Raw genomic sequence first — 26,197 nt, 5'->3', positions numbered from 1 at the left:
TCAAGGTTCCCTACCATGATTCCCTGTTTCCACCCGGTACCGATGCTTCGGCGGGAGCCGGTGCCGGATGTTCCGCCTCGAACCGGCGATAGGCCGGCAGCTGGTTCGTCCAGACATCCTCGGCCAGTTCGTTGACCCATTCGCGGTCTTGGTCGTTGTCGGCGGCGAGATAGAACATGCGGTTGTCGTCGACATAGGGCTTGGCCACCGAGCGCTGGTTGAGCACCAGCGTCACGCGCTCGCCGAACCTGATCGGCGCCGTGCGATGCAGGACGCCCAGAAACTGCCCGAGCGTGGCGTAGTTCATCTTGTGATCGATACGCATGATGCGGTTGCGCGGGATCTCGTGGCCGGATTCGAGGATGGCACGGCCGGTTTCCGAGTCGTCGCAGTAGATTTCGAGGTGGCCGCCGACCAACGGATTGCTGATCGACAGCGGGATGAGCTCGGTGACCGGGACGCCGTCGCAATGCCAGTCCACGGCGCCATCCCTGGGATTCATGAAGGTAACGGTCGAGCCGACGATCGACAGCGGATAGGGCTCAAGCTTGGTGCCCATCATGTCGGACAGCCGCTCCAGCCGCAGCTTGTCGTGCAAAAGCTCCTTGATCTCCGGAATATAACGATCGGCGCCGGTGATGAAGGTCAGATCGAGGTGCTTGTGCACGGCATGGCTGGCCTTGAGTTTGAGCGCCGCCTCCTCGACCGCCGCAAGCAGTGCCGGGTCATAGCCGTGCAGATATTGCGCGACACCGAAGCTCGACACTTTCCAGGCGGTTTCGTGGCCGATGATGGCTTCTCGACTCATCGCATAACGCAGTTCGGGTATCGTATGGGCGTTCATTCTACTTCTCCAGGATGGGGGCAACACTTGGTAAATAGTCGATTAATTCACCCACCCCTGTAAAATTAGGAATGCTGGTGCTAGTGTAAGCCCAGCTTAAGGTCGAAACCGTGCGTCTGCTCAGTCAGGTCAACCTAAATTCGCTCAAGATTGTGGAGAGTGCTGCGAGGCACGGGAACTTCACGCGCGCTGGCGAAGAACAGTTTATCACCGCCTCGGCGGTCAGCCAGCGCGTCAAAAGCCTGGAGGATCAACTCCGCTTCAAGATTTTCCAGCGCGGCGGCAATGCGGTGTCACTGACGCCCGAAGGCGAGACCTATGTCTCGCGCGTTCGCGAAGCGCTGGAGCGTATCGTCGCCGCCAGCATGGAAGCGACCGGGCAGTCACAGGAGCATGTGCTGAAGATATCGGTGCTGCCGACCTTTGCCGCACGCTGGCTGTTTCCGCGCCTGCCGCTGTTCCAGCATCAACATCCCGATATCGTGATGCGGGTTTCGACCTCCTACGCGACACATGAGTTCACGACGTCCGATTTCGATCTCGAAATCCGCTATGGCGACGGCCACTTTCACGGGTTGCAGTCCGATCTGCTGTTCCGGGAGGACCTGACGCCCGTCTGCAGCCGCAAGCTGTTCCACGAGGTTCTCGGCAACAGGCCGCGGTCGACGGTGACGCCGGATGACCTCAAGCACTTCACGCTTCTGCATTCCGACACCTGCACCCAGAACTGGCAATCCTGGCTTGGTTTCGCGGGCGCCAGCTTCGTGCTCAGCGAGACCAAGGGCATCTATTTCGATTCCTGCATGATGTCCTACGAGGCGGCCAATGCCGGAATGGGTTTTGCCGTCGCCAACCGCGCCTATATGGCCAGCGATATCCGAGCCGCGAGGCTGATCGCTCCCTTTGCCGTGCATCATCCGAACACGGCCGGCTGGTATTTTGTTTCCCCCCACAAGAGCCTCGCCACACGCAAGGTGCTGCTGTTCAAACAATGGGTGATGGCGGAAGCAGCTCTGACGCAGAGCCAGTTGGACAGTGAAATCAGCGACTTGGCTTTTGAGACCGCCTGAAATTCAGATCAGCTTGTACTATTCCCGATGACCGCCGGCCAGAAATTCGGGACCATCGGTTAGTGGACGCCCAATCCAGGCAACCCGCGCTGGTCGGTGAAATTGTCGAGATCGAGCCCCTGAGCCGGAGCATTCCGAGTGGCCTGAAGTGAAGGCCATGCTGCAGCAAAAAATGCGTCGATAGCCGGCGCTTGCCGCTCGCCTTCGAATCCGGAACGATGTGGAAATCAGGCGAAGGCCCTGCCCTCCTCGGTGCGCTGGAAATGCGTCAGATCGAGCGATACGGAAGGGCGGCCCAGAACCGTCAGGATCATATGCGCCTGGCCGCGGTGATGGGTCTGGTGGTTGAAGACATGATCCAGCGCCGGCGCCAGACGCTGCGAGACGGTGCGCATGTCCGATACGGTCATGTAGGTGAAGCGGCCCGACAGCGCCTTGTCGCTCAAGCCGCCAACCCAGTCGACGATCCGCCGGTCTTCCGCCTCGCGCGCCGCCCGAAGGCCGGGCAAGGCCCGGTGAAGGATGACGTCGAGCGCCGTCGGAGCGTCGCCTTCGCCGGTGAAGCGCTTCATCCAGATGCGATCGGCGGCGAGCAAGTGGTTGAGCGTGCCCATCAGCGAGCGGAAGAAGGCGCCGACATCGCGATTGAATTCTTCCTCGTCGAGATCGGCGGCGGCATCATAGATGCGGCCATTGGCCCATTGATTGTATGCCGCAAACATCATGAAGTGTTGTTTCATCTCTTTTCCCGCCGGGCCTGTTTCGGGTATCGGGAGCGATACCTAGACCGCGAGGGAGCCGACGCCAATGACCATTCTGCTTTATGATCTCGTCGGGCATGATGAGAAGCGTCCGTTCAGCCCGCATTGCTGGAAGGCTACGATGGCGCTGGCCCACAAGGGGCTCGATATCTCGACCGCGCCGACGCGCTTTCTCGAGGTGCCCGCCGTCGAAGGCGGTGTTTCAAAGACCGTCCCGGTGATCCGTGACGGCGACAAGATCGTCGTCGATTCCTTCGCCATCGCGCTCTATCTCGATGAAGCCTACCCGGATCGGCCGACGCTGTTTGGTGGCGAAGGCGGCAAGGCGATGGCTCGCTTCATCGAGCGCTGGTCACAACTGACCATCCACCCCTATGTCACCACCGCGGCGATTGTCGACCTCCATGGCATGCAGGACGAGGAGAACGCCGCGTATTTCCGCCGGAGCCGAGAACAACGCTTCGGCAAGCGGCTGGAGGATGTGGTCGCCGCACGCGACGCCGGGCTGACGGCCTTCCGGGTCGCCCTGGAGCCGCTGCGCTCGATGTTGAGCTACCAGCCGTTCATCGGCGGGGTCTCGCCGCTGTTTGCCGACTATATCGTCTTTGGCGCGCTGCAATGGGCGCGCGTGGCCTCGCCCTATCGATTGCTCGAAAGCAGCGACGTGGTGGCGCATTGGTTCGACCGCTGCCTCGACCTGCATGGCGGTCTGGGACGAAAGGTTGAAGCCGCGGCGTGACGCCCTGTTGCCGGCGATGAATCATCACCCGCCCGCGATGACACGGCAGGCGATGAACAGCGGCCTACTTGGCCGTCAGCTTTTTGGCTTGCTGGGTTTCTTGGCCGCCTTCGCCTCCTTGGGCGCGGCTTTTGCCTTGTCGGCGCCAGCAGCCTTCTTGGCCGGCTTCTTGGCGACCGATGACGTGCCCGTGGCATGCTCGGCATCCACGTCGGCTGCCGCCTGGTGCCAATGGCGTTCGTGCTGACCGGCCGGTTGCCCTTCCTGCTGCCAGATCTGATGAGCCCGGTTGCGAATGCGTTCCTGACGATCGTCTGCCATGGTCATATTGTCTCCATGCGGGCCGACTTCAGCGCGGCGCCGACACGCGACTATAGCAAGCAAAGCGTTGCTGTGCAGCCATCCGATGTCATCCAGCGCCGCACGTTCGCGGTACCGGCCTGACGTAGAAACGCCCACTGGACCTTTCAATCCGCTCGAAGGCGGACCGGGCTTTCACCGTTCGTCACACGGAAAGCCAAGCAATTGGCTTTCCGTCCGCTTCGCGGACCGGGCCAGCCCTTCGCTGGCGATAAAACCGGACAACTCACGTGCTACCTAATCCGGACAACTCATGTGCTTACGACACACCGTTCCTCACCCCTTGGCAATGGGCCGGGCGGCTTGTATAGAGCCCGCCACTCTCAATTCCATTCTCAGACAAGGACGACCCATGGCGCTCGAACGCACCTTTTCCATGATCAAGCCGGACGCAACCCGGCGCAACCTCACCGGCGCCATCACCAAGATGCTCGAAGATGCCGGCCTTCGCGTCATTGCCTCGCGCCGTGTGTGGATGAGCCGCCGCGAGGCGGAAGGCTTCTATGCCGTCCACAAGGATCGCCCGTTCTTCGGCGAACTGGTCGAGTTCATGTCGTCGGCACCGACGATCGTCCAGGTGCTGGAAGGCGAGAACGCCATTGCCAAGAACCGCGAAGTGATGGGCGCCACCAACCCGGCCAATGCAGCCGAAGGCACCATCCGCAAGGTGCATGCGCTGTCGATCGGCGAAAATTCGGTGCACGGCTCGGACGCGCCCGAAACCGCCGCGCAGGAGATCAAGTACTGGTTCTCGGACACCGAGATCGTCGGCTGATCCGACACCCATCACCTTTCATGCGAAAAGGCCGGCGTTTTGCCGGCCTTTTTCATTGGGGAGCGGTCAGGTCTCGCGCGCGAAACGCAGCATATGCGTCCGTGCGGAACAATGACCGTCCAGGGCGCGCCTCGCGGACCGAAAACCGAATTGAGGCTGTCGCCGGAACAGACCTTAGCAGCCGCCGAAGCGGGTGGCCTCAGGTTTGCCGAATTGGTCGAGGTGCCGCCTTATCACTACGGCGCCTGTTCGAACGGACCAAGCCATGAGACGCCCGCCGCCCCCCGCGGCGGGTTCTGGTCACTTCGGCTGGCGATCTTTCACGTTCGCATGAGCGTTCGCTGCTGCCGTGTCGGTGGCCGGTGTCTGGGTATCGGCACCCGCAAACGGACTACCCTGTCCAGGCGCGAGGTCGCCGCTGTGGCCGGCCTTGTTGGTCTGGAACGGGTGGCCATCAGCGCTGAGGCCATGCTGAAGGGCATTGACCAGATGGTCGTCCGCCTTGGCAATGCCGGTGAGAGCAAAAAGCGATGCGCCTGTGGCAGCAAGGATAAGCGCGTGCGTTTTCATATCTGGACTCCTTGGAGTTAGGCCAGAACGAGCCGCAGCAGGTCTGGCGGCTTCAACCAAGGGATATTCGAGAATATCCCTTTTGCCTTACCCGCCACGTCTGGGAGAGAAACGCTTCCCCTGCCCGAATTATTCCCGCCGAAAAGCATTATTCCCGCTAAAAGCGTGGCGATCGAAATATGGGCTAGCTCGCGGCGCTGAAGCGCAGGATTTCGCGGCCGATCTTGTCTGATATGGTGAGTTTGCCGGCTTCGACATTGTATGACGCCGCCCTGGCCAGGGCGTCGAACAGTGCCTTTTCCTCTGCCATCACCTCCGGCGCACAGGCCTTGTAGGTCGAGCCGATGCCGCTGATCGCGATCGCCTCGCCCTCTATCTTGGCGGTGGCGAAATAGCTGTTGCAGGGGCCGCTGCCGCCTGCCTTGCCGGCCTCGCTGACCTGGAAGGTCGCTTGCGGCGCGGCGACGGCGCCGATGCCATCGACATAATCGACGACCCACAGCTGGCCAAAGACGGAAGCTTTCGGCTCGGCGCGCTGCGTGACCATCTTGAGCAGGATGGTTTGCGGCGCGTCGGTCAGCGGATCGAGTTGATGGCGCACATCGGAGATGAACATCAGCCTGTCGTCGACGGTAATCCGGGCCTGCAGCGCATAGGTCATCCGCGGCTGGATGACGGAGGGGTCGAATTTGATCTCGAAACTGATCGGCACCTGGCCGGCCGGCTTGATCTTCTGCTCGCCGACGATCCTGGCGGGCGCGTCGGCCAACGAGACATCGGCAAGCTGGACGGAGAGCACGGCATTGGGCGGTAAGGCGATGCGCTCGCGATAGATCACCTCGCCCCTCACCGCCTTCTCGGCGGCCACGCACAGCTCCGGCACCGCCAGGATGCCGACCACCAGAGGCACGAAACCGAAGACGAAGAATTCCGCGAGCCTGTCCAGCATGACCATCTCCCTTGCCCATGACTTCCGCCAATTGGCCGAAGGAATGCGGTCAATGCATGACTGCTGCGGGGCATGACTGCTGCGGGATTTATTCCGGCGACTTCCAGCGTCCCGCCGCCCGGGCGTCGGTTTCCTTGGCCTCGACCCAGCCGCCCTCGGAACCATCGGCGCGGTGCTCCTTCTTCCAGAAGGGTGCGCGCGACTTGAGATAGTCCATGAGGAAGTCCGCCGCCTCGAACGCGGCCTGGCGATGCGCCGACGCGGCCACCACCAGCACGATGTTCTCTCCCGGCGCGATCTTGCCATGGCGGTGGATGACGGTGAGGCCTTGCAGCGGCCAGCGTTCGGCAGCCTTGGCCGCGATACGTCCGATTTCGGCTTCCGCCATGCCGGGATAGTGCTCGAGCTCAAGCGCCGAGAGTGCACCTTGCTCGTCGCGGCAGAGACCAGAGAAGGTGACCACGGCGCCAATGTCGGCGCGGCCTTGTGTCAATGCGGCGATCTCGGCGGCAACGTCGAAATCCTGGCGCTGAATGCGCACCGTCGGCAACACGGCGGCAGACATGTGTCAGCCCCCGGTCATCGGCGGGAACAGCGCGATCTCACGCGCGCCGGATATCTTCTCGCGGTGATCCACATGCTCCTGGTTGATGGCAACGCGGATCACGTCGGGAAACTGCAGCGCCTGCTCGTAGCCCTCGCCGCGCGACTGCAGCCAGCGCAGGAGGTCGGCGACGGTGTCGATGCCGTCGGGCAATTCGACGTCTTCCTCCGATGTGCCGATCCGCTCGCGGACCCAGGCGAAATAGATGAGCCGCATCTCACTCGTCCATGATGTGTTTGAGGCCGGCACGGAAATAGTCATAGCCGGTGTAGAGCGTCACGAGTGCGGCGATCCACAACAGCACCAGGCCGGTCTGCGTGGTCAGCGGGAAGATCTTGTCGCCGGCCGGCCCCGCCAGCAGGAAGGCGATGGCGACCATCTGGATGGTGGTCTTCCACTTGGCAAGCTGCGTCACCGGCACCGAGACCTTGAGTGCCGCCAGATATTCGCGCAGGCCCGAAACCAGGATCTCGCGGCACAGGATGATGATCGCCGCCCACAGCGACCATCCGGCGATACCGGCATGGCGGTCGGTGTCGGCCGCCAAGAGCAGGAGACAGGTGGCGACCAGCAGTTTGTCGGCGATCGGATCTAGCATCTTGCCGATGTTGGAGGTCTGCTGCCAGGCGCGTGCGAAATAGCCGTCGAAATAATCGGTGATGGAGGCCAGCAGGAATATGACCAGAGCCGACCAGCGGGCGAAGTCGCTCGACTTCAGATGCCCCTCGAGAAAAAAGCACAGCACGACCAGCGGCACCGCGATGATGCGGGCGTAGGTGAGCATGTTGGGCAGGTTGAACGCGCGCTGGGCCATGTCTGGGAGACTCTTTCTGCCTGCGTACTCAAATCAGAAGCGAATGTAGGGGGTCAACAGGCCAGATTCGACTGGCCAGATGAAAGTGCCGAATTTTCAACTTTCATGGAAGTGATTGTAGACCAGTTTCGCCACCTGTTCGGAAATACCGTCGACCTTCCTCAGATCCTCGATGGCGGCACGGCTGACCGCCTTGGCGGTGCCGAAATGCAAAAGCAAGGCGCGCTTGCGGCCCGGGCCGATGCCGCTGATCTCGTCGAGCGGGCTCTTGACCATTTCCTTCTTGCGGCGGGCCCGGTGCGAACCGATGGCGAAGCGGTGGACCTCGTCGCGCAGGCGCTGGACGAAATAGAGCACGGGGTCGCGCACGGGCAGCGAAAACGAGTCCCTGCCCTTGACGAAGAAGCGCTCGCGCCCGGCATCGCGGTCCTGGCCCTTGGCGATGCCGATGGCCACGACGCGGTCCTCGATGCCGAGATCCGAGAGGATCTTGCGCACCGCCGTCATCTGGCCCTGACCGCCATCGATCAGGATGACGTCGGGCCATGCCGGGAAGCTGCCGGAGATATCGTCTTCGATATCGTCACCTGCTGTCGTAACGTCATCCGGTTTGACATCGCCATGTTCCTTGAGCAGCCGCGAAAAGCGCCGCTCCATCACTTCGCGCATCATGCCGAAATCGTCACCCGGCGTGATCTCGGTCGAGCGGATGTTGAATTTCCGGTACTGGTTTTTCACAAAGCCTTCCGGCCCTGCTACAACCATGGCGCCGACCGCATTCGTGCCCATGATATGCGAGTTGTCGTAGACCTCGATGCGCACGGGTGGTTTGACCAGGCCGAATGTCTCGGCGAAACCGGCAAGCAACCGGCCTTGCGTCGAGGTTTCGGCCAGCCGGCGGCCAAGCGCCTCGCGCGCATTCTGCAAGGCATTGTCGGTCAGATCCTTCTTCTCGCCGCGCTGCGGCACCGAGATCGCCACCTTGCGGCCGGCGCGGGTGGAGAGCGCCTCCGCCAACAATTCCTGGTCCTCGACAGTCTGCGACAGAAGAATGGCGCGTGGCGTCGGCTTGTCGTCATAGAACTGCGCCAGAAACGAGCCCAGCACTTCCGATCCTTCCAGCGCCGGATCGGCCTTCGGGAAATAGGCGCGGTTGCCCCAGTTCTGGCCGGTGCGGAAGAAGAACACCTGGATGCAGACCTGGCCGCCCTCCTGGTGGATGGCGAAGACGTCGGCCTCGTCGACCGTCGCCGGGTTGATGCCCTGATGGCTCTGCACGTGCGACAGCGCGGCCAGCCGGTCGCGATAGATGGCGGCGCGCTCGAAATCGAGATCTTCCGAAGCCTGCTGCATGGCGGCCGAAATCTCGGTCTTCACCTTCTGGCTGCGGCCCGAGAGAAAATCCTTCGCCTCCTCGACCAGTTCGGCATAGCCCTCATGCGAGATTTCTCCCGTACACGGACCGGCGCAGCGCTTGATCTGGTAGAGCAGGCAGGGCCGCGTTCGGTTCTCGTAGAAGGAGTTGGTGCAACTGCGCAGCAGGAAGGCGCGCTGCAGCGAATTGATGGTGCGGCCGACAGCGCCCGCCGAGGCAAAGGGCCCGAAATAGTCGCCCTTGCGCGAGCGCGCGCCGCGATGCTTGTAGATGCCCGGCGAGACATGGTCGCCAGTCAAAAGGATATAGGGAAACGACTTGTCGTCCCGCATCAGAACGTTGAATCGCGGCCGCAAGCGCTTGATAAGATTGGCTTCGAGCAGCAGCGCCTCGATCTCGGTGCGGGTGACGACGAACTCCATCGTCGACGTTTCGCGCACCATGCGGCCGATGCGGTTGGTGTGGAACCTGCCTTGCGCGTAGTTGGTGACGCGCTTCTTCAGGCTGCGCGCCTTGCCGACATAGAGCACGTCGCCGGCGGCGTTCATCATGCGATAAACGCCTGGCGCATTGGGCAACCGCTTGACCAGCGTCTGGATCACCTCGGCGCCGACCATACCTTCGGCGTCGCCGGCATGTGGCGTCCAGTCTATCGCCGTGAAGGCGACATCCGGGCCGGCGGGTTCGACGATCTCCTCGAGCGCTTCGTCCTCCATGTCGATTTCGGAAGGAATATCTTCGGCGCCGCCGCGCGCCTTGTTCTTGTGATCCAAAGGACTCATTCCGTCATGCCTGTCACATCGGGCGTCTGCCACGCAAGGTGCTGGCCGCCATCGAGCGCGATCATCTGGCCGGTGACCGAGCGCGCCTCCCAGAGATAGCGTATTGTGGCGCCAAATTCCGGCAATTCCGGGCCGCGCTTCAGGATCAGGCCGGCGACCTGCGCATCGAAATCGGAATCGTCCTGGCGCAGGTTCTTCAGCGTCGGGCCCGGACCGATCGCGTTGACACGGATGCGGGGGCCGAGCGCCTGTGCCAGCATCTGGGTCTGGGTCCATAGCGCCGCCTTCGACAGCGCATAGGAAAAATAGCGCGGGGTCGGCCGCCAGACACGCTGATCGATGATGTTGACGATCAGCCCCTCGCGCCCTTCCGGCAAGGCGCGGGCGAAATTCCGCGCCAGCAGCGCCGGGGTTTTCACGTGAATGGCGAAGTGGCCGTCCCAGGCCTGCCAGTCGAAATCCTCAACCGAATCGTCGACGAAGAGCGACGCGTTGTTGACCAGCAGCGAGATGGGGCCAAGCGCTGCTTCCGCCTGGCCGACGAGGTCGCTGACGGCGTCCATGTCGGTCAAGTCCGCCGCGACCACGGCGGCGCGGCCGCCAGACCGGTTAATCCCCGCGGCCAACGCGTCCGCCTCGTCGTGCGAGCGGTTGGAGTGGATGGCGACTGCAAAACCATGGCCGGCGAGATCCTCGACGATCGCCTTGCCGATCCGTTTCGCCCCGCCGGTCACCAGCGCCGCGGTGGCTTTGCTCATCTTCTGTCAATCCTCAATTTCGGCACGAAAAACGGTACTCGGCAAAATATGGCCTGCCATCCGTTAAACAGCATTTGGACCTGGGGCAGCATTGTGGCGAAACCGCCCGGCGGGTATTCCGACTCGCCGTGTCCCGAGGCCGGCAGCACCCCAATATAGGGCGCTGGACTCCTTGCACCAAGCGGTGTGCAGCGCAACATGACCGGGCTGCTGACATTTCGCTGTTGCGAAGATGCAACGTCAAGGTTCTGCCTCATTCGTGCCGGGGAATGACCCAAGTTCAGGTTCGGTTCAGCCGCATTTTGACACGACATTTGGAACCGACGAACGCCAGATCCGTTTCACCCCCCGGACGGGTTGATGGCGATCGTGTGAAACAAGCCTGTGTCCTGTGGCTTAAGGAGTAAAGAACAATGCAAGCCAATCTCAAATTCGCACGGCCGCTGGCCGTCGCGCTCGGGCTCTTCGCCCTCGGCGGAACTGCCTATGCCGCAGACGTCGTCCAGGAAGAGCCGCCGGCACCCGCCCCAGTTGCCGAACTGCCCGTCGCCTCCTGGGCCGGCCCCTATGCCGGTATCAATCTTGGTTATGGCTTCAGCGGCCGTACCAAGGAAAAGGATTTCGGCGTTTCGACCGACACCAAGGGCTTCGTCGGCAGCGTCTTCGGCGGCTATCAGTGGCAGCAGGAGAACTTCGTGTACGGCGGTGAAGCCGAACTCGGCTATAACGGCGTCAAGGGTGACGACAACGGCATCCACTCCAAGGGCGGCTTCGAAGGCTCGCTGCGTGCCCGTCTCGGCTACGCCGTGACCCCGGAAATCCTGCTCTATGGCACCGGCGGTCTCGCCGGCAGAAGCCTGAAGGTTGAGGACAGCGTCCTCGCCACCAGCGATACCGCCACCATGCTCGGCTGGACCGCCGGCGTCGGTACCGACATCAAGCTGACCGACAACGTGTTCGGCCGCGTCGAGTACCGTTACACCGACTTCGGCAGCAAGAGCTTCGACGGCGGTATTGGCAAGGTCAAGGCCACCGACAACCGCGTGACCTTCGGCCTCGGTATGAAGTTCTAAGTCGTTCAAGCCACGACACGAAAAAGCCGGGCCTCGTGCCCGGCTTTTTTATTGTCCACGCTGCGCCGCGCCAGCACCCCTCTGCCCTGCCGGGCATCTTCCCCGCAAGGGGGGAGATTGGTTCGTCGCCTCGGCTTCGCTAATCTCCATTGTCGACGACAAGCCCGCCCCGTCAGCCCGGAACCGCGGGTTTCAGTTCCGGGAATTTTTCGTCGAAGCGAGCGGCCCAGCGGGTGAGCCGGCCACGGCCCTTTTCCCACTTCCCGGCAAAGCGCAAGGAGAGATAGCCAAGGCAGGCCCGCAAGGCCATCTGCCCGGCGGTGATCTTCTTCGGCAGTTTGGGCGGGTTGGCATTGAGCTGATCGAGAGCAGCCGTGATCTTCGCCCACTGGCGGTCGAGCCAGGGCTGATAGACCATCTCCTCAGGCCGGGTGCGGCGCTCATAGACCATCGACAGCGCGCAGTCGCAAATGCCGTCGGCCAGCGCCTCCAGCACCTCGGCCTCCAACCGCTTGTCGGGATTGCGCGGGAACAGCACGTTCTTCGAAATCCGGTTGAGATGCTGGGTGATGGCGCGGCTATCGTGAATGGAACGGCCGTCGTCGAGCACCAGCACCGGAATCTTGCCAAGCGGATTGGCGCCGATCAGGTCGGCCGGCCGGTCCTCGGTCTTGACCGGAACCTGCTCGATCGCGATCCCGGCATAGGCCGCGGCCATCCTTACCTTGGAGCTGTAAGGAGAGGTGGATGCGTAGAGCAGTTTCGGCATGATCGGTTTCCTGTTTGCAGACGTCCACTGTCGACTGACAGGTTCTTGCGATCAACCGCCAGAACGCGAAAAGATAGCAGCCAGGAACCGATTGCGATTCCTGCCCCAAGCATCTCGACAAGCTACGGATTGGTACGTTGGAAAACACGGACGGACGTCGACGGCAGGCTGATGGGACTCATACCTGCGTTCGCGTTTCATAGGTCCCGAGCATTGCATCGGGACCCTCCGCCAAGCGCGGCAAGGAGACAATCAGGCAGGCGAGCGAGGCAGCCAACCGGCGCCTCGCTTTGCTTGCCCTCTGCCCTTCCCCGACGTTCAGCCACCGGGGCCGAAGCCGTTGCCGAGATAGTTCGATCCAGAGCGTCAGAGCGTCCTTGCCGAGTCCCGAAGGACGCGCGACGCCCCAACGGCCGGTCTACTTCTTGGCCGGAGCCTTCGCCTTCGCAGGCGCTGCCTTGGCCTTCGGCGCGGCTTTCTTCACCGCGGGCTTGGTCGAGGCTGCCGCGGCTTTCATAGCAGGCTTTGCCGCGGCCTTGGCCACAGGCTTCTTCGCCGGTGCCGGCTTCTTGGCCGCGGGTTTTGCCGCTGCCTTGGCCGCGGGTTTCGCCGCCGCCTTGGCCGCAGGCTTCTTCGCCGGTGCTGCCTTGGCTGCCGGCTTTGCCGCTGCCTTGGCCGGCGCTGCCTTCTTCACTGCCGGTTTCGCCGCAGCCTTGGCCACGGGCTTCTTCGCCGGTGCCTTCGCTGCGGGCTTTGCCGCCGCCTTCGCAGGCGCTGCTTTCTTCACTGCCGTTGCGGCCTTCGCCGCGACTGCTTTTGCGGGTGCTTTCTTTGCCGGTGCCTTGGATGCCGGCGCTTTAGATGACTGCTTAGCCATGTCATGCCCCTTCACGTTATGCCGATGGCCGTGAATGACCCCGGCGCGCAATGCATATCTGACTCGCGGCTCGCTAGCCAGCGAAGCAATGGTATGATTTTGTCAGCTTAAATTTTGGTTGAGATCGACACACGATCTCACTCGTCATCGCAAAAATTCGCCGCTGATCTTCAGACATCGCCAGCAATTTGATATCGGCATTCTTCGCATGCAGCGAGACCAGTCGTGGCGTGAAGCTTCGAAGATCAACAACCAGCCTCGCGCATCGATCGTCAGCCGCGAACATCAAGAGCCGCTGCTTCGTCGATACAATCATCCTTGGTGGCTGCACGATCTACGCGGACCGTGAGAGCAATGCGACGACCGATCTGTCCATCACCTTGTCAAGCTTGATTCCATCGCCCCACCTTTCGACTGATTGACAGATAACTCTGCATGACAGAGTATTCTGCGAAGAACAGAAGGCTGTTTCGATGCCGATCGCAGAAGAGGAAACGACGCCGTCGCTGCGGGGAAACGCGGGGGTGACGCTCCATGGCGACGGCATCGCCGTCGATGACCTGCGGCCTTGTCATGCCGGAGCCAATTCATGAACGCCGACGAGGTCATCCATCAAAGCACGCGGCTCAGGATCATGGCCATCCTGCACACGCTGGACAGGCGCGAAGCGCTTGAATTCACCCGGTTAAAGGACCTGGTCGAAGCCACGCACGGCAATCTCGGCGCGCACATCGAGACGCTTGCAAGGGCCGGCTACGTCGATGTCGAAAAGCTGTTCGTCGAGCGGCGGCCGCAAACGCGGGTCTGGGCAACGACGATGGGGCGGCGCGCCTTTCGCAGTCATGCCGCCTGGCTTCGGGCCGTCCTCGACGAGGCGGAGCCGGCGGCGGATCGCCCTCAGCGCAGAACGCGGCGGCGCTCGTCGTAGATCATTGGCGATCGGTCGCGGCCGGCGCTTTCAGCGTGTGGCGACCACGGCGACGCCGGCGCCAATCATCACGACGCCAGCCGCGCGGTTGACGCGAAGCACGATGCCTGGCGTGCGCAACAGTTTGCGGACGCGACCGGCAAGCATGACGTGTCCGCCAATCACCACGGCCTCGACGGTACTGCCAACCGAGTCACGACGGGAGCACCGGCACCGCGCCGGCCGACAGGGCGAACTGGTGCGCTAGGAGACCGAGCATCGCGACGGCGAGTATGGCATGCAATCCATTGTCGATCGTGACGCTGCTGCCGCCCGGTTCGACCGGCACGTCCCTTGTCGTCATGGTTGGTAGCCGGGGCAGACGGCGCCGAGCGCAACGATGGCGAGATGGATCGTATTGCCTGTCAACACAGTACGCAAAAGCGCCCGTAGCCGATCAGGCTGCGGGCGCGAAAAGGGATCGCGAAAGGAAGGCTGCGTTCAGCGCAGGACGCGGCAGCGGCCGTTGTAGACCATCCAGCGGTCGAAGCCCGAAACGCAGAATTCGACATTGTCGCCGATCGAAGCGAAGCCCTGGCCTTCCTCGATCAGGTACCAGATGGTCCGGTCGCGGCCGTCGGAGAGACTGACGGTGGCGCCGCAATAGCGGCGGCCGATCGGCCAGGTGTCGTTGGCGGGCAGATAACGGTGCTGGTGGATGCGCCGGAAATCGGTGATCTGCACATCCGGCAGGTGCGGCACGTGACGCACCTGGTAGGAGAAGCGGTGGGTAATCTTGTTCAGCACCCAGGGCTCCCCGCAGACACCGCCATCGTCATCGGGATAGACGCCGACAAGGTCGGCCGCCTGCACAGCCTGGGTAACACCGAGGGGCGCGGCGAGCGAAGTGCAGAGCGAAATCAGGGCAGCAAGTGCGGATTTGGCGAAGCGAGTCATGACAGCCTCTCAAGGTCGATTGCGCGCACTGTGCGGATTCGCTTGGCGTCGGTCAAGCGGTTGCCGAAACAATGGTTTCCCGGTTCGAAACCTCGACCTATTCCGCGGCCAGCCACTCCAGCGTCCAGTGCGCCGGCTTTGCCACGGCGAGCAATTTGTGCAGTGCCGGCAGCACGGCTCGCAATTCGGCTTCCAGCGTGAAGGGCGGGTTGACCACCACCATGCCGCTGCCGTCGAGACTGGGTTCCGATGAGGCCGGCCTGATCTCGAATTCTATGTCGAGGATTTTCGGGATGCCGGATTGCTTCAGCGCTTTCCTGAAGGCGATGATCGCCTTGCGGTCCTTGATCGGGTACCACAGCGCGTAGATGCCGCCAGGCCAGCGCTTGTGCGCCCTTACGAGCCCATCGACGAGGCGGGCGAACTCGCCCTCTTCCTCGAATGGCGGATCGATGAGCACGAGGCCGCGCTTTTCCTTCGGCGGTACATGCGCCCCGAGCGCCAGCCAGCCGTCGAGTTCCATCACCCTCACCTGGAAATCGCCGGCGAATTCCGCCTTCAGCCTCGCGGCGTCCTTGGGGTGGAGTTCGATCGCCGACAACCGGTCCTGCTTGCGCAGGAGATTGCGTGCGAGCAGCGGTGAGCCTGGATATTTCTTCACACCGCCCTCGGGATTGAGCGACCGCACCGTCTCCAGGTAGGGCGCCAGCAGCGCCGCCGCCCCGGCGTCGAACGAGGCGTCGATCAGCCGGCCGATGCCGCCCAGCCATTCGCCGGTCTTCTGGGCTTCGACTGACGACAGATCGTAGCGGCCAATCCCGGCATGGGTATCGACGACGCGAAACGCCTTGTCCTTCTGCTTCAGGTATTCGAGCAGGCGCGTCAGCACGACGTGCTTGACGACGTCGGCAAAATTTCCGGCGTGGTAGGCGTGACGGTAGTTCACGTGGCCCCCCTGCCCCAGCGCGGCGGTGGCGGCTGCGAGTTCGGATTGTCCGGCCGGCCGCCGCCGAAGCGCAGGGACAGCACGAGGCCGATCAAGCCGACCGCCATCAGGGAGAAGCCGACCGGCCGCGCACGGCTGTCGGTTTCGCCGACACCGGAGCGCAAGATCAGGTCGACCGCCCGCATCGGTATGTCCTCGGCATCGCCCGGGCCGACGGTGAAGAGGTAGGAACCGGTGCTGACCGCCGGAATCAGTCCGGCCTCGTCGCGAAAGATCTTGTCGGGCAGTTGCGGACTGGCCTGGCGCGGGTTGTCCACGTGGTTGAACTGCAGCGTCGAGGCGAGCACGGTGCGGCCATCGGTGGCCGCGGTCAGCGTCAGCACCGTACGCTGCTGCGAAACGATGCGTTCGGCCCTAACGGTCAGGTCGACAAGCACCCGCACCGGTGCATCGCGGCTCTTCAGTGGCACGGTCAGCGGTCTGAAGCGGCCCTGCTCATAGACCCGCCAGGTGCCGATCTCCCGGCCGGAAAAATTGGTCATCGCCCAGGGATAGATGACGCCGACGCCGGCGCCGGCCAGCAGGATCAGGACAAACAGAAAGCGCATTCGGACAGTCACCTTGTAATCGCACCTTGCCGGACAACTAGCTTGCGTTGGCGCCGTCGCGCAGGCGCTCGCCGCTTCGGCCCGCATCTTCTCGCTCGCCACGGCGCCAGTGTACGCCGACGACTATGATGTGACGATCAAGGATATCCAGTCGACCATGGGCGGCGTGCCCAGCTTCGTGAAGCAGTTTCCAAAAGCCGGTCTGCCCGGTGCCTGGGCCGAGGTCAAGGCCATCGAGCTCAGCGACAAGACGGCGCTGCCGCCAAAGATCAAGTCGCTGATCTCACTGGCGGTGGCGGCGCAGATTCCGTGCAACTACTGCAACTACTGCATATGGTCGGACACGCAGGACGCCAAGCGAGCCGGCGCCACCGAAGAAGAGATCCAGGAAGCGGTGGCGATGTCCGCGCTGACCCGCCACTGGAGCACCATCTTCAATGGCATGCAGGTCGATTTCGAGACATTCAAGAAGGAAATGGCAGGGCAATAGCCGCGGGGCTAAGCCTTGCGCTCCCAGCGCCGGTCTGGCGTCTGCTGCCAGTAGGTCACGGCGTGGCCCGCGTCCTTCATCGTCTTCCAATGCGCCCGGGCCGCATCGACCTGGGCGGCGTCATGGCCGTCGAACAGGAACACGGCACGCTCGTAACCGCTGAGGTCAGCCGGCGCCGCGCCATCGACCAGGAACCTTATTTTTGCTTCGTTGGGATTGCCGTCGCCGGTGGTCAACAGGATAGGCTGTTCGCCGGGATAGGCCTCACGATCGGTCGCGTGCGCCAGGAACGAATCGTCCCGGAAGGTCCACAGGTGCTGGTCTAGCGCGTCGCGCCGCTCCTCGGTGCCGGTCTGCACCACGGCGCGCCAGCCGCGATCGACGCTGCGCTCGAGCAGACCCGGCAGCGCATCCTCCAGCGTCGATTCGGTCAGATGGTAGAACAGCACTTCGGCCATGGATCGAGGTCAGCTCTCGTAATGATCGCGCACCAGGCGGTCGAGCAGCCGCACACCAAAGCCCGAGCCCCACGACTGGTTGATCTCGTTCGACGGCGCGCCCATCGCCGTGCCGGCGATGTCGAGATGCGCCCAGGGCGTGTCCTTGACGAAGCGCTGCAGGAACTGCGCGGCGATAATCGCGCCGCCGTAGCGGCCGCCGATGTTCTTCATGTCGGCGTTTTTGGAATCGATCAGCTTGTCGTATTCGGCGCCGAGCGGCATGCGCCACAGCCGCTCCTGCGTCGACTGGCCCGCCGCCGTCAGCCTTTGCGCCAACTCGTCATTGTTGGAGAACAGGCCGGCGTAATGCACGCCGAGCGCGACCATGATGGCGCCGGTCAGCGTCGCCAGATTGACCATGAATTTCGGCTGGAAGCGGTCGTTGCAGTACCACAGCGCGTCGGCCAGCACGAGGCGCCCTTCCGCGTCGGTGTTGAGCACCTCGATGGTCTGCCCCGACATGGACGTGACAATGTCGCCGGGGCGCTGGGCATGGCCGTCGACGGCGTTTTCCACCAGGCCGATGATGCCGACGACATTGGCCTTCGCCTTGCGGGCGGCCAGCGCATGCATCAGGCCGGTGACCGCCGCGGCACCGCCCATGTCGCCTTTCATGTCTTCCATGCCCGATGCGGGCTTGATTGAATTGCCGCCGGTGTCAAAGGTGACGCCCTTGCCGACGAAGGCGACAGGGCTGTCCTTGGGCTTGCCGCCGTTCCACTGCATGACGGCCATGCGAGCGCCGCGAGGCGAGCCTTGCGCGACGCCGAGCAGCGAGCCCATGCCGAGCTTCTTCATCTCCTTCTCGGCCAGGATCTCGACCTTGACGCCGAGCGCCTCGAGTTCCTTGGCGCGGGCAGCGAACTCGACCGGTCCCAGCACGTTTGCCGGCTCGTTGACCAGGTCGCGCGCCAGAAGCACGCCGTCGATCACCGCCTCGGCATCCGCGAAGGCCTTCTTGGCGCCTGCCGGGTCGGCGGTGTGGATGGTCACCTTGGCCGGCTTCCTGGGATCGGCCTTTGCGTCATCCTTGTCCTTCCTGGTCTTGTACTTGTCGAAGGAATAGCTGCGCAGGAGAATGCCCGCCGCGAGGCTGGCGGCATCCTTGCCATCGGGCGAGGCGCCGGCCAGGTCGAGCACCACGGCCACATCGGTTGCCTTGCGCAGCGACGCCGCAATGGTGCCGCCGAGTTTCAGCCAGGCATATTCGTCGAGCCCCGACGCTTTGCCGGCGCCGATCGCGACCAACCTATCGAGCGAGGATCCCTCCGGCGCCAGAATTTCGACGACGCCGGCGAACTTGCCGGTGAACTCGGCCACCGGGAAAGCGCGCTCCAGCGTCTTCCCGGGATCATAAGCCCTGGCCGCATCGGTCAAGCCGCCGTCATCCGCCGACAGCACGAGGACGGTGCCCTTCCTGCTCGCCGCCGTCTGGGGCGCGGCGAATTTTGCAAAGGCGATCGACGGTCTCGGGTTCATCATGTCCTGCTTTCGGGGAGTGTTTGACTGTGCGCGAAGCGGTTTGAAGCAATCCGCGACATTTGGTCGTTTTCCGGCATTTGGCAAGACTTTGCCAAAATGGCTACCCATATGACACATGGAATCGATGGCGATTCGTCGCGGCACGGCCCCGCTTCATGCCGCAACCTGTTGTTAACCATCGATGTTCGCCCTTTCTTATCCATTGCCGCCGACACTCCGGTCCACAGCGGCACGCGAGGTGGGACGGGAACCGGATCGCCTGCCTGATCGAGCCCATCGGAGCCAGTTGTGCGGTCGTCGCCGGACAGCTACCCTTAGTTTGGTGGCATGATGCCGTTCGAGAAAACCGAGTAAAGCCTTCATGACGGTCGTTGAACGCTACATCATGCGCCGCGCTTTCGTGGTCTTCATGGCGGCGCTGGTCTGGACGCTGGCCATCGTGTGGACGACGCAGGTGCTGGCCAAGATCGATCTGGTCACCGACAGCGGCCAGTCCGCCCTGACCTTCTTCGAGGTCGCATCCCTCATCCTGCCCTCGATCATCCCGATCGTCGTGCCTTTCGCGCTGGTGGTGGCTGTCGCCCAGACACTCAGCGTCATGAATTCGGATTCGGAGCTCGTGGTCGTCAACGCCTCGGGCGCCTCGCGGTGGACGATCGTGCGGCCGATCATGCTTCTGGCGCTGGCCGCAAGCGTCTTTTCCTTCGCGGTGGACAACGGCATCGACCCTTATGCGCGGCAGAAGAACCGCGCCCTGGTGGCGGAGTCGCGCTCCGACCTGTTGTCGCTGATCATCCAGGAAGGCACCTTCCGAAAGATCGAGGACGGGCTGTTCCTGCAGATCGGCGAGCGGCTTCCCGACAATAAGCTGGGTGGCATCTTCGTCGCCGATTCGCGCGAGGAAGGCGTCAATCTCGTCTATTATGCCAAGACCGGCAGCATCATCGAACGCGGCGGCGAAAAGGTGCTGATGATGAATGACGGCGTCATCCATCGCAAAACGCTGACCGGTGACCTCAGTGTCATCCGGTTCACCTCCTATGCCTTTGACATGTCGGCCTTCATGTCGGCGGCCAATCAAGTAACGCTGCTGCCGAAGGACCAGACCACCCAATACCTGCTCAATCCCAGCGCCAACGACAAGAACTATCAGCAAAATCCACAGGAGTACCGGGCCGAGATCGACCAGCGGTTTTCGGAGTGGACCTATTCCATGGTCTTCGCATTGATCGCACTGGCGGTCGCGGGCGACGCACGCTCGCACCGGGAGGCGCGCGTCAATCCGCTGATCACGGCCATTGCAATATCGCTGTTCGTGCGCTGGCTGGGCTTCTTTGCCGCAAGCAAGGCCGATGAGATCCCGCAATACGGCTATATGGTCTATGGCGTACCCATCGTGGCTTCGGCGGTGGCGATCTGGTTCATAGTCTCCAACCGGACCATGGAATTGCCGGTGGCCTGGGCGGACTGGATGACAAATCTGGCCAGCCGCATCGGTGACGGCTGGAATTCTCTGAAACTGCGTTTGTCGAGGCGCGACACTTCAGGTCAGAGGGTCGGCTGATGGGCTGGACGCTGGGCCGATATTTCTTCTTCCGCTACGTGGCGATCACGATCTGGTTCTTCCTCGGCCTGCTGGCGCTGGTGTTCCTGATCGATTTCACCGAGTTGTCCGGCCGTACCACCGGCTTGCCCGGCTTCACCTATGGGACGGCGATGGCCATTTCGGGCCTCCGGATGCCGATGATCATGCTGCAGACGGTGCCTTTCGTCGGCCTGTTCTCGGCGATGGCGACGCTGGTATCGCTCAACCGGCGCTATGAGCTGGTCATTGCGCGTTCGGCCGGCGTCTCCGCCTGGCAATTCCTTTTGCCGTGCTGCATCGGAGCGCTGCTGTTCGGCGTCGTATCGGTCGGGATCATCAACCCGCTCGCCGCGCACGCCTTCTCTTTGTCCGAACAGATCGAGACCCAGTTGCGCTCCGGAAAATCAAACACGGTTTCGGCCGACGCGGCGCCCTGGATACGCCAGAAAACCAGTTCCGGCGACACCATCATCGGCGCGCGGGCTATCCTCAACCAGGGCCTGGAGATGTCCGACGCCGTCTTTTTCATCCTCGACCAGCAAGGCAATATCGCCGAGCGCAAGGATGCGGCGCGTGCCTACCTGCGGGACGGTTATTGGGAATTGCAGGACGTCAAGACCTTCAGGAACGGCGTCATCCAGTCTGCGGCGAACGATCGCGTGCCGACCAATCTGAAGCCGGAATTCGTGCAGGAGCGGCTGGCGCGCCCGGAAACCATTCCTTTCTACGACCTGCCCGGAAAAATCGAGGTTGCCCGTTCCTTCGGCCTCAAGGCAAATGCCTTTGCCATGCAGTTTGATTCGCTGGTGGCGTTGCCGTTCCTCCTCGTCGCCATGACGCTGATTGCTGCAACAGTTTCAATGCGATTTGCGAGGATGGGACAATCGGCAACGATGATTCTGGGTGGCGTCGTTGCCGGCTTTCTGCTTTATGTCGTTTCGGTGCTGGTGAAGGCATTCGGCGTGGCGGGATTCGTGCCGACTGCCGTAGCCGCCTGGGTGCCGGTCGTGGTAGCTATGTTCTTCGGGGTGACTTTCCTGCTATACAAGGAAGACGGCTAGTGAGGGAAGCGGTTTTGCCCAGCAGCAGGCAGGCCCATTTGGCGCGCCTTTATGCGGCGAGCGCCTTGGCATGCTTGTTTGCCTGCGCCGTCCCGCTGCCTGCGGTCGCGCAGGAGGTCGGTGACGTTGCGGCCAAGGTTCCGTCCGGCTCGCAGATGCTGCTGGCCGCCGACACGCTGGTTTACAACAACGACAACCAGACCGTGACCGCCGTCGGCGGCGTGCAGATCGATTATGGCGGCAACCGCCTGGTTGCCCAGAAAGTCGTATACGACCGCAACACCAAGCGGATGGTCGCCAGCGGCAATGTCGAAGTCATCAACAGCGACGGCACCAAGATCAATTCGGATCATATCGACATAACCGACGACTTCGCCGACGGTTTCGTCAACGCGCTGCGCGTCGAGACCATCGACAAGGCCTATTTCGCCGCCGAGAGTGCCGAGCGCATGGGCGGCGTGCTAACCACGTTCCACAATGGCGTCTACACGGCCTGCGAGCCGTGCGAGGACAAACCCAACAAAGCGCCGACCTGGCGCGTGAAGGCCAGGAAGATCATCTGGAACGGCGAGAAGAAGACGGTTCGCTTCGAGAACGCGAATTTCGAGTTCTTTGGCTTCCCGCTCGCCTACCTGCCGGCGTTCGAGATTGCCGACCCGACGGTCAAGCGCAAGAGCGGCTTCCTGATCCCCAGCATCAGCTACAACAGCCACCTGGGTTACAGCGTCAAGGTTCCCTATTATTTCGCACTGTCGCCGACCTATGACCTGACGGTGTCGGGGAGCGGCTACACCAAGCAGGGCTTCCTCGGAGAGGCCGAGTGGCGCCAACGTTTCAACAACGGCGAATACAGTTTGAAGATCGCCGGGATCCAGCAGCAGGACCCGGATGCCTTCCTTGATAGCGCCGCTTTCCCTTCGACCGGCGGTCACAACATCGATTCGGGCGCGGCGGGCGATCCGAACAAGTTCCGCGGCATGATGGGCACGCAGGGCAAGTTCGCCATCAACGAACGCTGGAATTTCGGCTGGGACGTTCTGCTGCAGACCGACAAGAATTTCTCGAGCACCTACAACATCGACAAGTACAATGCATACGTGCACCAATCGTCGGTCTACCTGACGGGTCTCAACAACCGCAACTATTTCGATGTGCGCGCCATGCATTTCGAGGTTCAGGAAGACACGCCCAACAGCAACATCGCAGCGCGTGCCAACCAGCAGCCCTGGGTGCTGCCGTCGTTGGACTATGCCTACATCCCTGATGTCGCGGTCGCCGGCGGCCAGTTGTCGTTCAATGTCAACGCGCGGGTCCTCCGCCGCGATCAACTCGATGAGACCTATAACATCCCATACGACAACACCAAGCCTGTACAGCGCGTGCGCGGCATTGAAGGCGAATCCGGCCGCCTGACCGCCGAGACCGAGTGGAAGCGATCGTTCGTCACCGACGACGGACTGGTGCTGACACCGTTGCTGGCGCTGCAGGGCGACGTCGACTATCTCGACGCGTCATCCGGTTCGCTTGCCGCCGTCAACCAAATGGCCAACAATCCGTTGATAAATGCCAACGACGATATGCGCTCGTCATTTGCCCGTTACATGGCAACCGCCGGGCTGGAGATGCGCTGGCCGCTGCTGTTTTCGATGGCCAGCGGGTCCAGCCATGTCATCGAGCCGATGGCACAGCTCTTTGTGCGTCCGAACGAACAGTATGTCGGCGGCCTCGCCATTCCGAACGAAGACGCACAGAGCATGGTGTTCGATGCGACCACCCTGTTCGAACGCGACAAGTTCTCCGGCTACGACCGTGTGGAAGGCGGCTCGCGCGCCAATGTCGGCTTCCGCTATTCCGGCTCCTATATGAATGGCTGGGGCACCAACGCCATTTTCGGCCAGTCCTATCAGATTGGCGGCGAGAACTCCTTCGCGGCGCCGGATCTGGTCAATGTCGGCGCCTATTCGGGTCTTCAGGACACCAAGTCCGACTATGTCGGCCTGTTTGGCATCAACAGCCCCAACGGGTTCGCGGCCTCGGTCAGCGGTCGCTTCGACGAACAGACCTTCGAGATTCGCCGTGCCGAGTTCAAGGCCGCCTATTCGGGTCTGCCGGTATCGCTGAGCGCCAAATATGCCTTCATCCAGGCCCAGCCGCTCTATGGTTTCACGACCGACCGTCACGAAGTCACGCTGGGTGCCTCGACGCATCTTGCCGAGAACTGGCGCGTCTTCGGCACGGGAACCTACGACCTGCAGGAAAGCCTGTTGGTCAAGGATGGGGTGGGCTTTGCCTATAATGATTCCTGCTTCACCTATCTGATGACGTACTCGCAGTCGCGCGACCTGAACACCAGGGAGGTGACGCAGAGCGTCGGCTTCAACCTGTCGTTCCGTACGCTCGGCGACTTCGGCTCGTCGACCAGCGCCATCGACACCATCCAGTAGTCGGCGACATCGTTTCGCCGCATAGCGCTGGCACGGATTCGCGCACCCGGATGAGGTCGAAATTGGGCGGAGCCGGGATGATAAAATTGGGATGCCAACGATGAGGAAGTACCTCTTTTCAGCAGGGTTTGCGCTGCTTGTGGCGGCGACATCCGTGTCGATGACCGTCATGATGCCGCCGGCTTTCGCCAGTGAGATCAAATACGTCGTCAACAACGTACCGATCACCACTGGTGATATCGCGCATCGTGCCGCCTTCCTGAAACTGCAGCGCAAGAAGGGCGATGCCGCCCAGGAAATGATCGACCAGACGCTGCGCCTCGCGGAAGCCAGACGACTTGGTATCCGCATCAGCGACGCCCAGGTCGAAGCGGCCTATCAGCGCTTTGCAACCAGCAACAAGATGCAACTCAGCCAGCTTAACGGCGTCATGGAAAAATCCGGCGTCGGCAAGGACCACTTCAAGGAGTTCATCCGCGCCCAGATGGCCTGGAACCAGGCCTTGAGCGCGCGCTACCGTTCCGGTGAGGGCGGCAGCGTGACCGAGCAGGATGCGGTCAGGCGCATGCTCGACAAGGGTGGCGCCAAGCCAAGCGCCACCGAATACATGCTGCAGCAGGTCATCTTCGTCGTGCCGGCGTCCGAGCGCAGCGCCACGCTGGCCAAGCGCAAGCGCGAGGCCGACGCCATGCGCGCGCGTTTCAACGGCTGCACCACGACGCGCGAGTTCGCCAAGGGCTTGATCGACGTCACCGTTCGCGACCTGGGCCGGGTGCTGGCGCCGCAGCTGCCGCCGGACTGGGCCGAGCAGATCAAGGCGACCAAGGTCGGTGGTGCCACCGCCACGCGCGAGACCGAGCGCGGCGTCGAGTTCATCGGCATCTGCTCATCGCGTGAAGTGTCTGACGACAAGACCGCCCAGATGGTGTTCCAGAGCGAAGGCTCCAGCGACAAGAATGCCGACGAGCTCAGCAAGAAATATGTCGAAGAGTTGAAGGCGAAAGCCCACATCGTCAAGCGATGACGTGGTTGGCTCTGACGTGGATGATGCAGTGACCGCGCTGGCGTTGAGCGCCGGCGATCCATCCGGCATCGGCCCCGAAATCGCCATCGCCGCCTTCATGGCGCGTGAAGCTCTTGACGTGCCTGCCTTCTATCTGCTTGCCGATCCGGCACTGATCGCCTCGCGGGCGGGCCAGCTCGGCCTGTCGGTGCCGATCATCGAGACAACGCCCGCGCAATCGGCACGGGCATTCGCCCAGGCCCTGCCGATCGTTCCGCTGACGGCGCGCTGCGTCGACAGTCCGGGCCGGCCGGATCCGGCCAATGCAGCCGGCACCGTCGAGGCCATCGATCGCGCTGTCGCTGCCTGCCTTGCCGGTGACGCCGCAGCCATCGTCACGTGCCCCATCGCCAAGAAGCCGCTCTACGATGCCGGATTCCGCTTTCCCGGCCACACCGAGTATCTGGCGCATCTGGCGGCCCGGCACACCGGCGTCGAGGCGCTGCTGCCAGTGATGATGCTGGCGGGCCCTGACCTGCGCACGGTTCCCGTCACCATCCACATCGCCCTGGCCGAGGTGCCGAAGGCCCTGACCACCGAGTTGATCGTAGCCACCGCACGCATTGCCGCCGCCGACCTCGCCAGCCGGTTCGGCATCGCCAGGCCGAGGCTCGCTATCGCGGGCCTCAATCCGCATGCCGGCGAAGGCGGCTCCATGGGCCTGGAGGACGAGCGTATCGTGCGCCCGGCCGTCGATATCCTGCGCGCCGAGGGCATCGACGCTTTCGGCCCCCTGCCGGCCGACACATTGTTCCATCCCCGGGCGCGGGCGGGCTACGACGCGGCGCTGTGCATGTATCACGACCAGGCTTTGATTCCGGCCAAGGCATTGGCCTTCGACGAGGCGGTCAACGTCACGCTCGGCCTGCCCTTCATCCGCACCTCGCCCGACCATGGCACCGCCTTCGACATCGCCGGCAAGGGCATTGCGCGCCCCGACAGCCTGATCGCTGCGTTGAAGCTGGCCAGGAAGCTGGCTGACACCGACGCAAGGGCTGCGGCCGCATGAGTGCTCCCCCTTCTGGCTTTCCGGC

General features: G+C 62.7%; 29 protein-coding genes and 1 pseudogene. 11 read left to right on the top strand and 19 right to left on the bottom strand.

Going from position 1 to position 26,197, the window contains the following annotated elements; all coding sequences use genetic code 11:
- Window positions 1-10 precede the first annotated feature (10 nt).
- Entirely contained in the window at window positions 11-844 is an 834-nt protein-coding gene (locus LB577_RS00245; protein WP_224685076.1) for a hypothetical protein, read from the bottom strand.
- A 110-nt stretch (window positions 845-954) separates the two neighbouring features.
- Between LB577_RS00245 and LB577_RS00240 the strand changes: the two genes are divergently transcribed.
- Entirely contained in the window at window positions 955-1,914 is a 960-nt protein-coding gene (locus LB577_RS00240; protein ID WP_224685075.1) for a LysR substrate-binding domain-containing protein, read from the top strand.
- Window positions 1,915-2,141: 227 nt separating this feature from the next.
- Here the strand turns inward: LB577_RS00240 and LB577_RS00235 are convergent, their stop codons facing one another.
- A complete protein-coding gene (locus LB577_RS00235) occupies window positions 2,142-2,654 on the bottom strand; it encodes a DinB family protein (protein WP_013896257.1) in 513 nt (170 codons plus the stop codon).
- 67 nt (window positions 2,655-2,721) lie between these two features.
- Here LB577_RS00235 and LB577_RS00230 point away from each other — a divergent pair, with 67 nt between their 5' ends.
- Window positions 2,722-3,414, top strand: coding sequence for a glutathione S-transferase family protein (locus LB577_RS00230; RefSeq protein ID WP_224685074.1), 693 nt, complete (start codon window positions 2,722-2,724; stop codon window positions 3,412-3,414).
- 75 nt (window positions 3,415-3,489) lie between these two features.
- Here the strand turns inward: LB577_RS00230 and LB577_RS33230 are convergent, their stop codons facing one another.
- Window positions 3,490-3,873, bottom strand: coding sequence for a DUF2934 domain-containing protein (locus LB577_RS33230; RefSeq protein ID WP_224685073.1), 384 nt, complete (start codon window positions 3,871-3,873; stop codon window positions 3,490-3,492).
- A gap of 253 nt (window positions 3,874-4,126) precedes the next feature.
- Between LB577_RS33230 and ndk the strand changes: the two genes are divergently transcribed.
- Window positions 4,127-4,549: a nucleoside-diphosphate kinase gene (gene ndk, locus LB577_RS00220; RefSeq protein ID WP_008875017.1), complete on the top strand. Its 423-nt coding sequence runs from the start codon at window positions 4,127-4,129 to the stop codon at window positions 4,547-4,549.
- 300 nt (window positions 4,550-4,849) lie between these two features.
- On the opposite strand, the gene LB577_RS00215 is transcribed toward ndk, so the two are convergent.
- From LB577_RS00215 to LB577_RS00185, 7 genes are all read right to left on the bottom strand, one after another.
- A complete protein-coding gene (locus tag LB577_RS00215) occupies window positions 4,850-5,119 on the bottom strand; it encodes a hypothetical protein (RefSeq protein ID WP_023768523.1) in 270 nt (89 codons plus the stop codon).
- Window positions 5,120-5,303: 184 nt separating this feature from the next.
- Window positions 5,304-6,068 (bottom strand): YbaY family lipoprotein, encoded by a 765-nt coding sequence (locus tag LB577_RS00210; protein ID WP_224685072.1) that lies wholly within the window; start codon window positions 6,066-6,068, stop codon window positions 5,304-5,306.
- A gap of 88 nt (window positions 6,069-6,156) precedes the next feature.
- Complete coding sequence (locus LB577_RS00205) at window positions 6,157-6,633, bottom strand: molybdenum cofactor biosynthesis protein MoaE (protein ID WP_224685071.1); 477 nt, start codon at window positions 6,631-6,633, stop codon at window positions 6,157-6,159.
- Window positions 6,634-6,636: 3 nt separating this feature from the next.
- Window positions 6,637-6,888, bottom strand: coding sequence for a molybdopterin converting factor subunit 1 (gene moaD, locus LB577_RS00200; protein ID WP_013896262.1), 252 nt, complete (start codon window positions 6,886-6,888; stop codon window positions 6,637-6,639).
- A 1-nt stretch (window position 6,889) separates the two neighbouring features.
- Entirely contained in the window at window positions 6,890-7,486 is a 597-nt protein-coding gene (gene pgsA, locus LB577_RS00195) for a CDP-diacylglycerol--glycerol-3-phosphate 3-phosphatidyltransferase (protein ID WP_013896263.1), read from the bottom strand.
- 96 nt (window positions 7,487-7,582) lie between these two features.
- The gene (gene uvrC, locus LB577_RS00190) at window positions 7,583-9,643 is read right to left on the bottom strand and encodes an excinuclease ABC subunit UvrC (protein WP_224685070.1); all 2,061 of its coding nucleotides are present in this window, start codon (window positions 9,641-9,643) and stop codon (window positions 7,583-7,585) included.
- Complete coding sequence (locus LB577_RS00185) at window positions 9,640-10,401, bottom strand: SDR family oxidoreductase (protein WP_224685069.1); 762 nt, start codon at window positions 10,399-10,401, stop codon at window positions 9,640-9,642. The genes uvrC and LB577_RS00185 overlap by 4 nt, the downstream gene beginning before the upstream one ends.
- A 413-nt stretch (window positions 10,402-10,814) precedes the next feature.
- Here LB577_RS00185 and LB577_RS00180 point away from each other — a divergent pair, with 413 nt between their 5' ends.
- Window positions 10,815-11,474 (top strand): outer membrane protein, encoded by a 660-nt coding sequence (locus LB577_RS00180; protein ID WP_023768528.1) that lies wholly within the window; start codon window positions 10,815-10,817, stop codon window positions 11,472-11,474.
- Between the two features lie 172 nt (window positions 11,475-11,646).
- Here the strand turns inward: LB577_RS00180 and LB577_RS00175 are convergent, their stop codons facing one another.
- Window positions 11,647-12,243: a glutathione S-transferase gene (locus LB577_RS00175; RefSeq protein ID WP_031258539.1), complete on the bottom strand. Its 597-nt coding sequence runs from the start codon at window positions 12,241-12,243 to the stop codon at window positions 11,647-11,649.
- A gap of 418 nt (window positions 12,244-12,661) precedes the next feature.
- Complete coding sequence (locus tag LB577_RS00170) at window positions 12,662-13,120, bottom strand: hypothetical protein (protein WP_032923463.1); 459 nt, start codon at window positions 13,118-13,120, stop codon at window positions 12,662-12,664.
- A gap of 589 nt (window positions 13,121-13,709) precedes the next feature.
- Here LB577_RS00170 and LB577_RS00165 point away from each other — a divergent pair.
- Complete coding sequence (locus tag LB577_RS00165; protein ID WP_224685068.1) at window positions 13,710-14,048, top strand: transcriptional regulator; 339 nt, start codon at window positions 13,710-13,712, stop codon at window positions 14,046-14,048.
- Window positions 14,049-14,078: 30 nt separating this feature from the next.
- Here LB577_RS00165 and LB577_RS33225 read toward each other — a convergent pair.
- From LB577_RS33225 to LB577_RS00145, 5 genes and pseudogenes are all read right to left on the bottom strand, one after another.
- Window positions 14,079-14,225, bottom strand: a pseudogene (locus tag LB577_RS33225) (LysE family translocator); the annotation flags it as partial.
- 16 nt (window positions 14,226-14,241) lie between these two features.
- Window positions 14,242-14,391, bottom strand: a complete 150-nt coding sequence (locus LB577_RS00160) for a hypothetical protein (protein WP_224685067.1) — start codon at window positions 14,389-14,391, stop codon at window positions 14,242-14,244.
- 137 nt (window positions 14,392-14,528) lie between these two features.
- Window positions 14,529-14,984, bottom strand: coding sequence for a hypothetical protein (locus tag LB577_RS00155; RefSeq protein WP_023779671.1), 456 nt, complete (start codon window positions 14,982-14,984; stop codon window positions 14,529-14,531).
- A gap of 97 nt (window positions 14,985-15,081) precedes the next feature.
- Window positions 15,082-15,930 (bottom strand): 23S rRNA (adenine(2030)-N(6))-methyltransferase RlmJ, encoded by an 849-nt coding sequence (locus LB577_RS00150; protein WP_224685066.1) that lies wholly within the window; start codon window positions 15,928-15,930, stop codon window positions 15,082-15,084.
- Complete coding sequence (locus LB577_RS00145; RefSeq protein ID WP_224685065.1) at window positions 15,927-16,538, bottom strand: hypothetical protein; 612 nt, start codon at window positions 16,536-16,538, stop codon at window positions 15,927-15,929. Before LB577_RS00145 ends, LB577_RS00150 begins: the two co-directional genes overlap by 4 nt.
- Window positions 16,539-16,647: 109 nt before the next feature.
- Between LB577_RS00145 and LB577_RS00140 the strand changes: the two genes are divergently transcribed.
- Window positions 16,648-17,028, top strand: coding sequence for a carboxymuconolactone decarboxylase family protein (locus LB577_RS00140; RefSeq protein ID WP_224685064.1), 381 nt, complete (start codon window positions 16,648-16,650; stop codon window positions 17,026-17,028).
- A gap of 8 nt (window positions 17,029-17,036) precedes the next feature.
- On the opposite strand, the gene LB577_RS00135 is transcribed toward LB577_RS00140, so the two are convergent.
- The gene (locus LB577_RS00135; protein ID WP_224685063.1) at window positions 17,037-17,486 is read right to left on the bottom strand and encodes a DNA polymerase III subunit chi; all 450 of its coding nucleotides are present in this window, start codon (window positions 17,484-17,486) and stop codon (window positions 17,037-17,039) included.
- 9 nt (window positions 17,487-17,495) lie between these two features.
- On the bottom strand, window positions 17,496-19,007 hold the full coding sequence (locus LB577_RS00130) for a leucyl aminopeptidase (protein ID WP_224685062.1): 1,512 nt from the start codon (window positions 19,005-19,007) through the stop codon (window positions 17,496-17,498).
- Between the two features lie 364 nt (window positions 19,008-19,371).
- On the opposite strand from LB577_RS00130, the gene lptF reads away from it, so the two are divergent.
- From lptF to pdxA, 5 genes are all read left to right on the top strand, one after another.
- Window positions 19,372-20,574: an LPS export ABC transporter permease LptF gene (lptF, locus tag LB577_RS00125; protein WP_224685061.1), complete on the top strand. Its 1,203-nt coding sequence runs from the start codon at window positions 19,372-19,374 to the stop codon at window positions 20,572-20,574.
- Window positions 20,571-21,656 carry an LPS export ABC transporter permease LptG gene (lptG, locus tag LB577_RS00120; RefSeq protein WP_031258544.1) on the top strand — a complete coding sequence of 362 codons (1,086 nt, stop codon included), beginning with the start codon at window positions 20,571-20,573 and terminating at the stop codon, window positions 21,654-21,656. The genes lptF and lptG overlap by 4 nt, the downstream gene beginning before the upstream one ends.
- A complete protein-coding gene (locus LB577_RS00115; RefSeq protein ID WP_224685060.1) occupies window positions 21,656-24,100 on the top strand; it encodes an LPS-assembly protein LptD in 2,445 nt (814 codons plus the stop codon). Before lptG ends, LB577_RS00115 begins: the two co-directional genes overlap by 1 nt.
- A 91-nt stretch (window positions 24,101-24,191) precedes the next feature.
- Window positions 24,192-25,124, top strand: a complete 933-nt coding sequence (locus tag LB577_RS00110; RefSeq protein ID WP_224685059.1) for a SurA N-terminal domain-containing protein — start codon at window positions 24,192-24,194, stop codon at window positions 25,122-25,124.
- A gap of 16 nt (window positions 25,125-25,140) precedes the next feature.
- Window positions 25,141-26,172: a 4-hydroxythreonine-4-phosphate dehydrogenase PdxA gene (pdxA, locus tag LB577_RS00105; RefSeq protein WP_224685058.1), complete on the top strand. Its 1,032-nt coding sequence runs from the start codon at window positions 25,141-25,143 to the stop codon at window positions 26,170-26,172.
- Window positions 26,173-26,197 lie beyond the last annotated feature (25 nt).

This window comes from Mesorhizobium sp. B283B1A (assembly GCF_020165735.1).
GTDB lineage: Bacteria > Pseudomonadota > Alphaproteobacteria > Rhizobiales > Rhizobiaceae > Mesorhizobium > Mesorhizobium opportunistum.
This window is presented reverse-complemented; position numbering and strand designations above follow the sequence as displayed.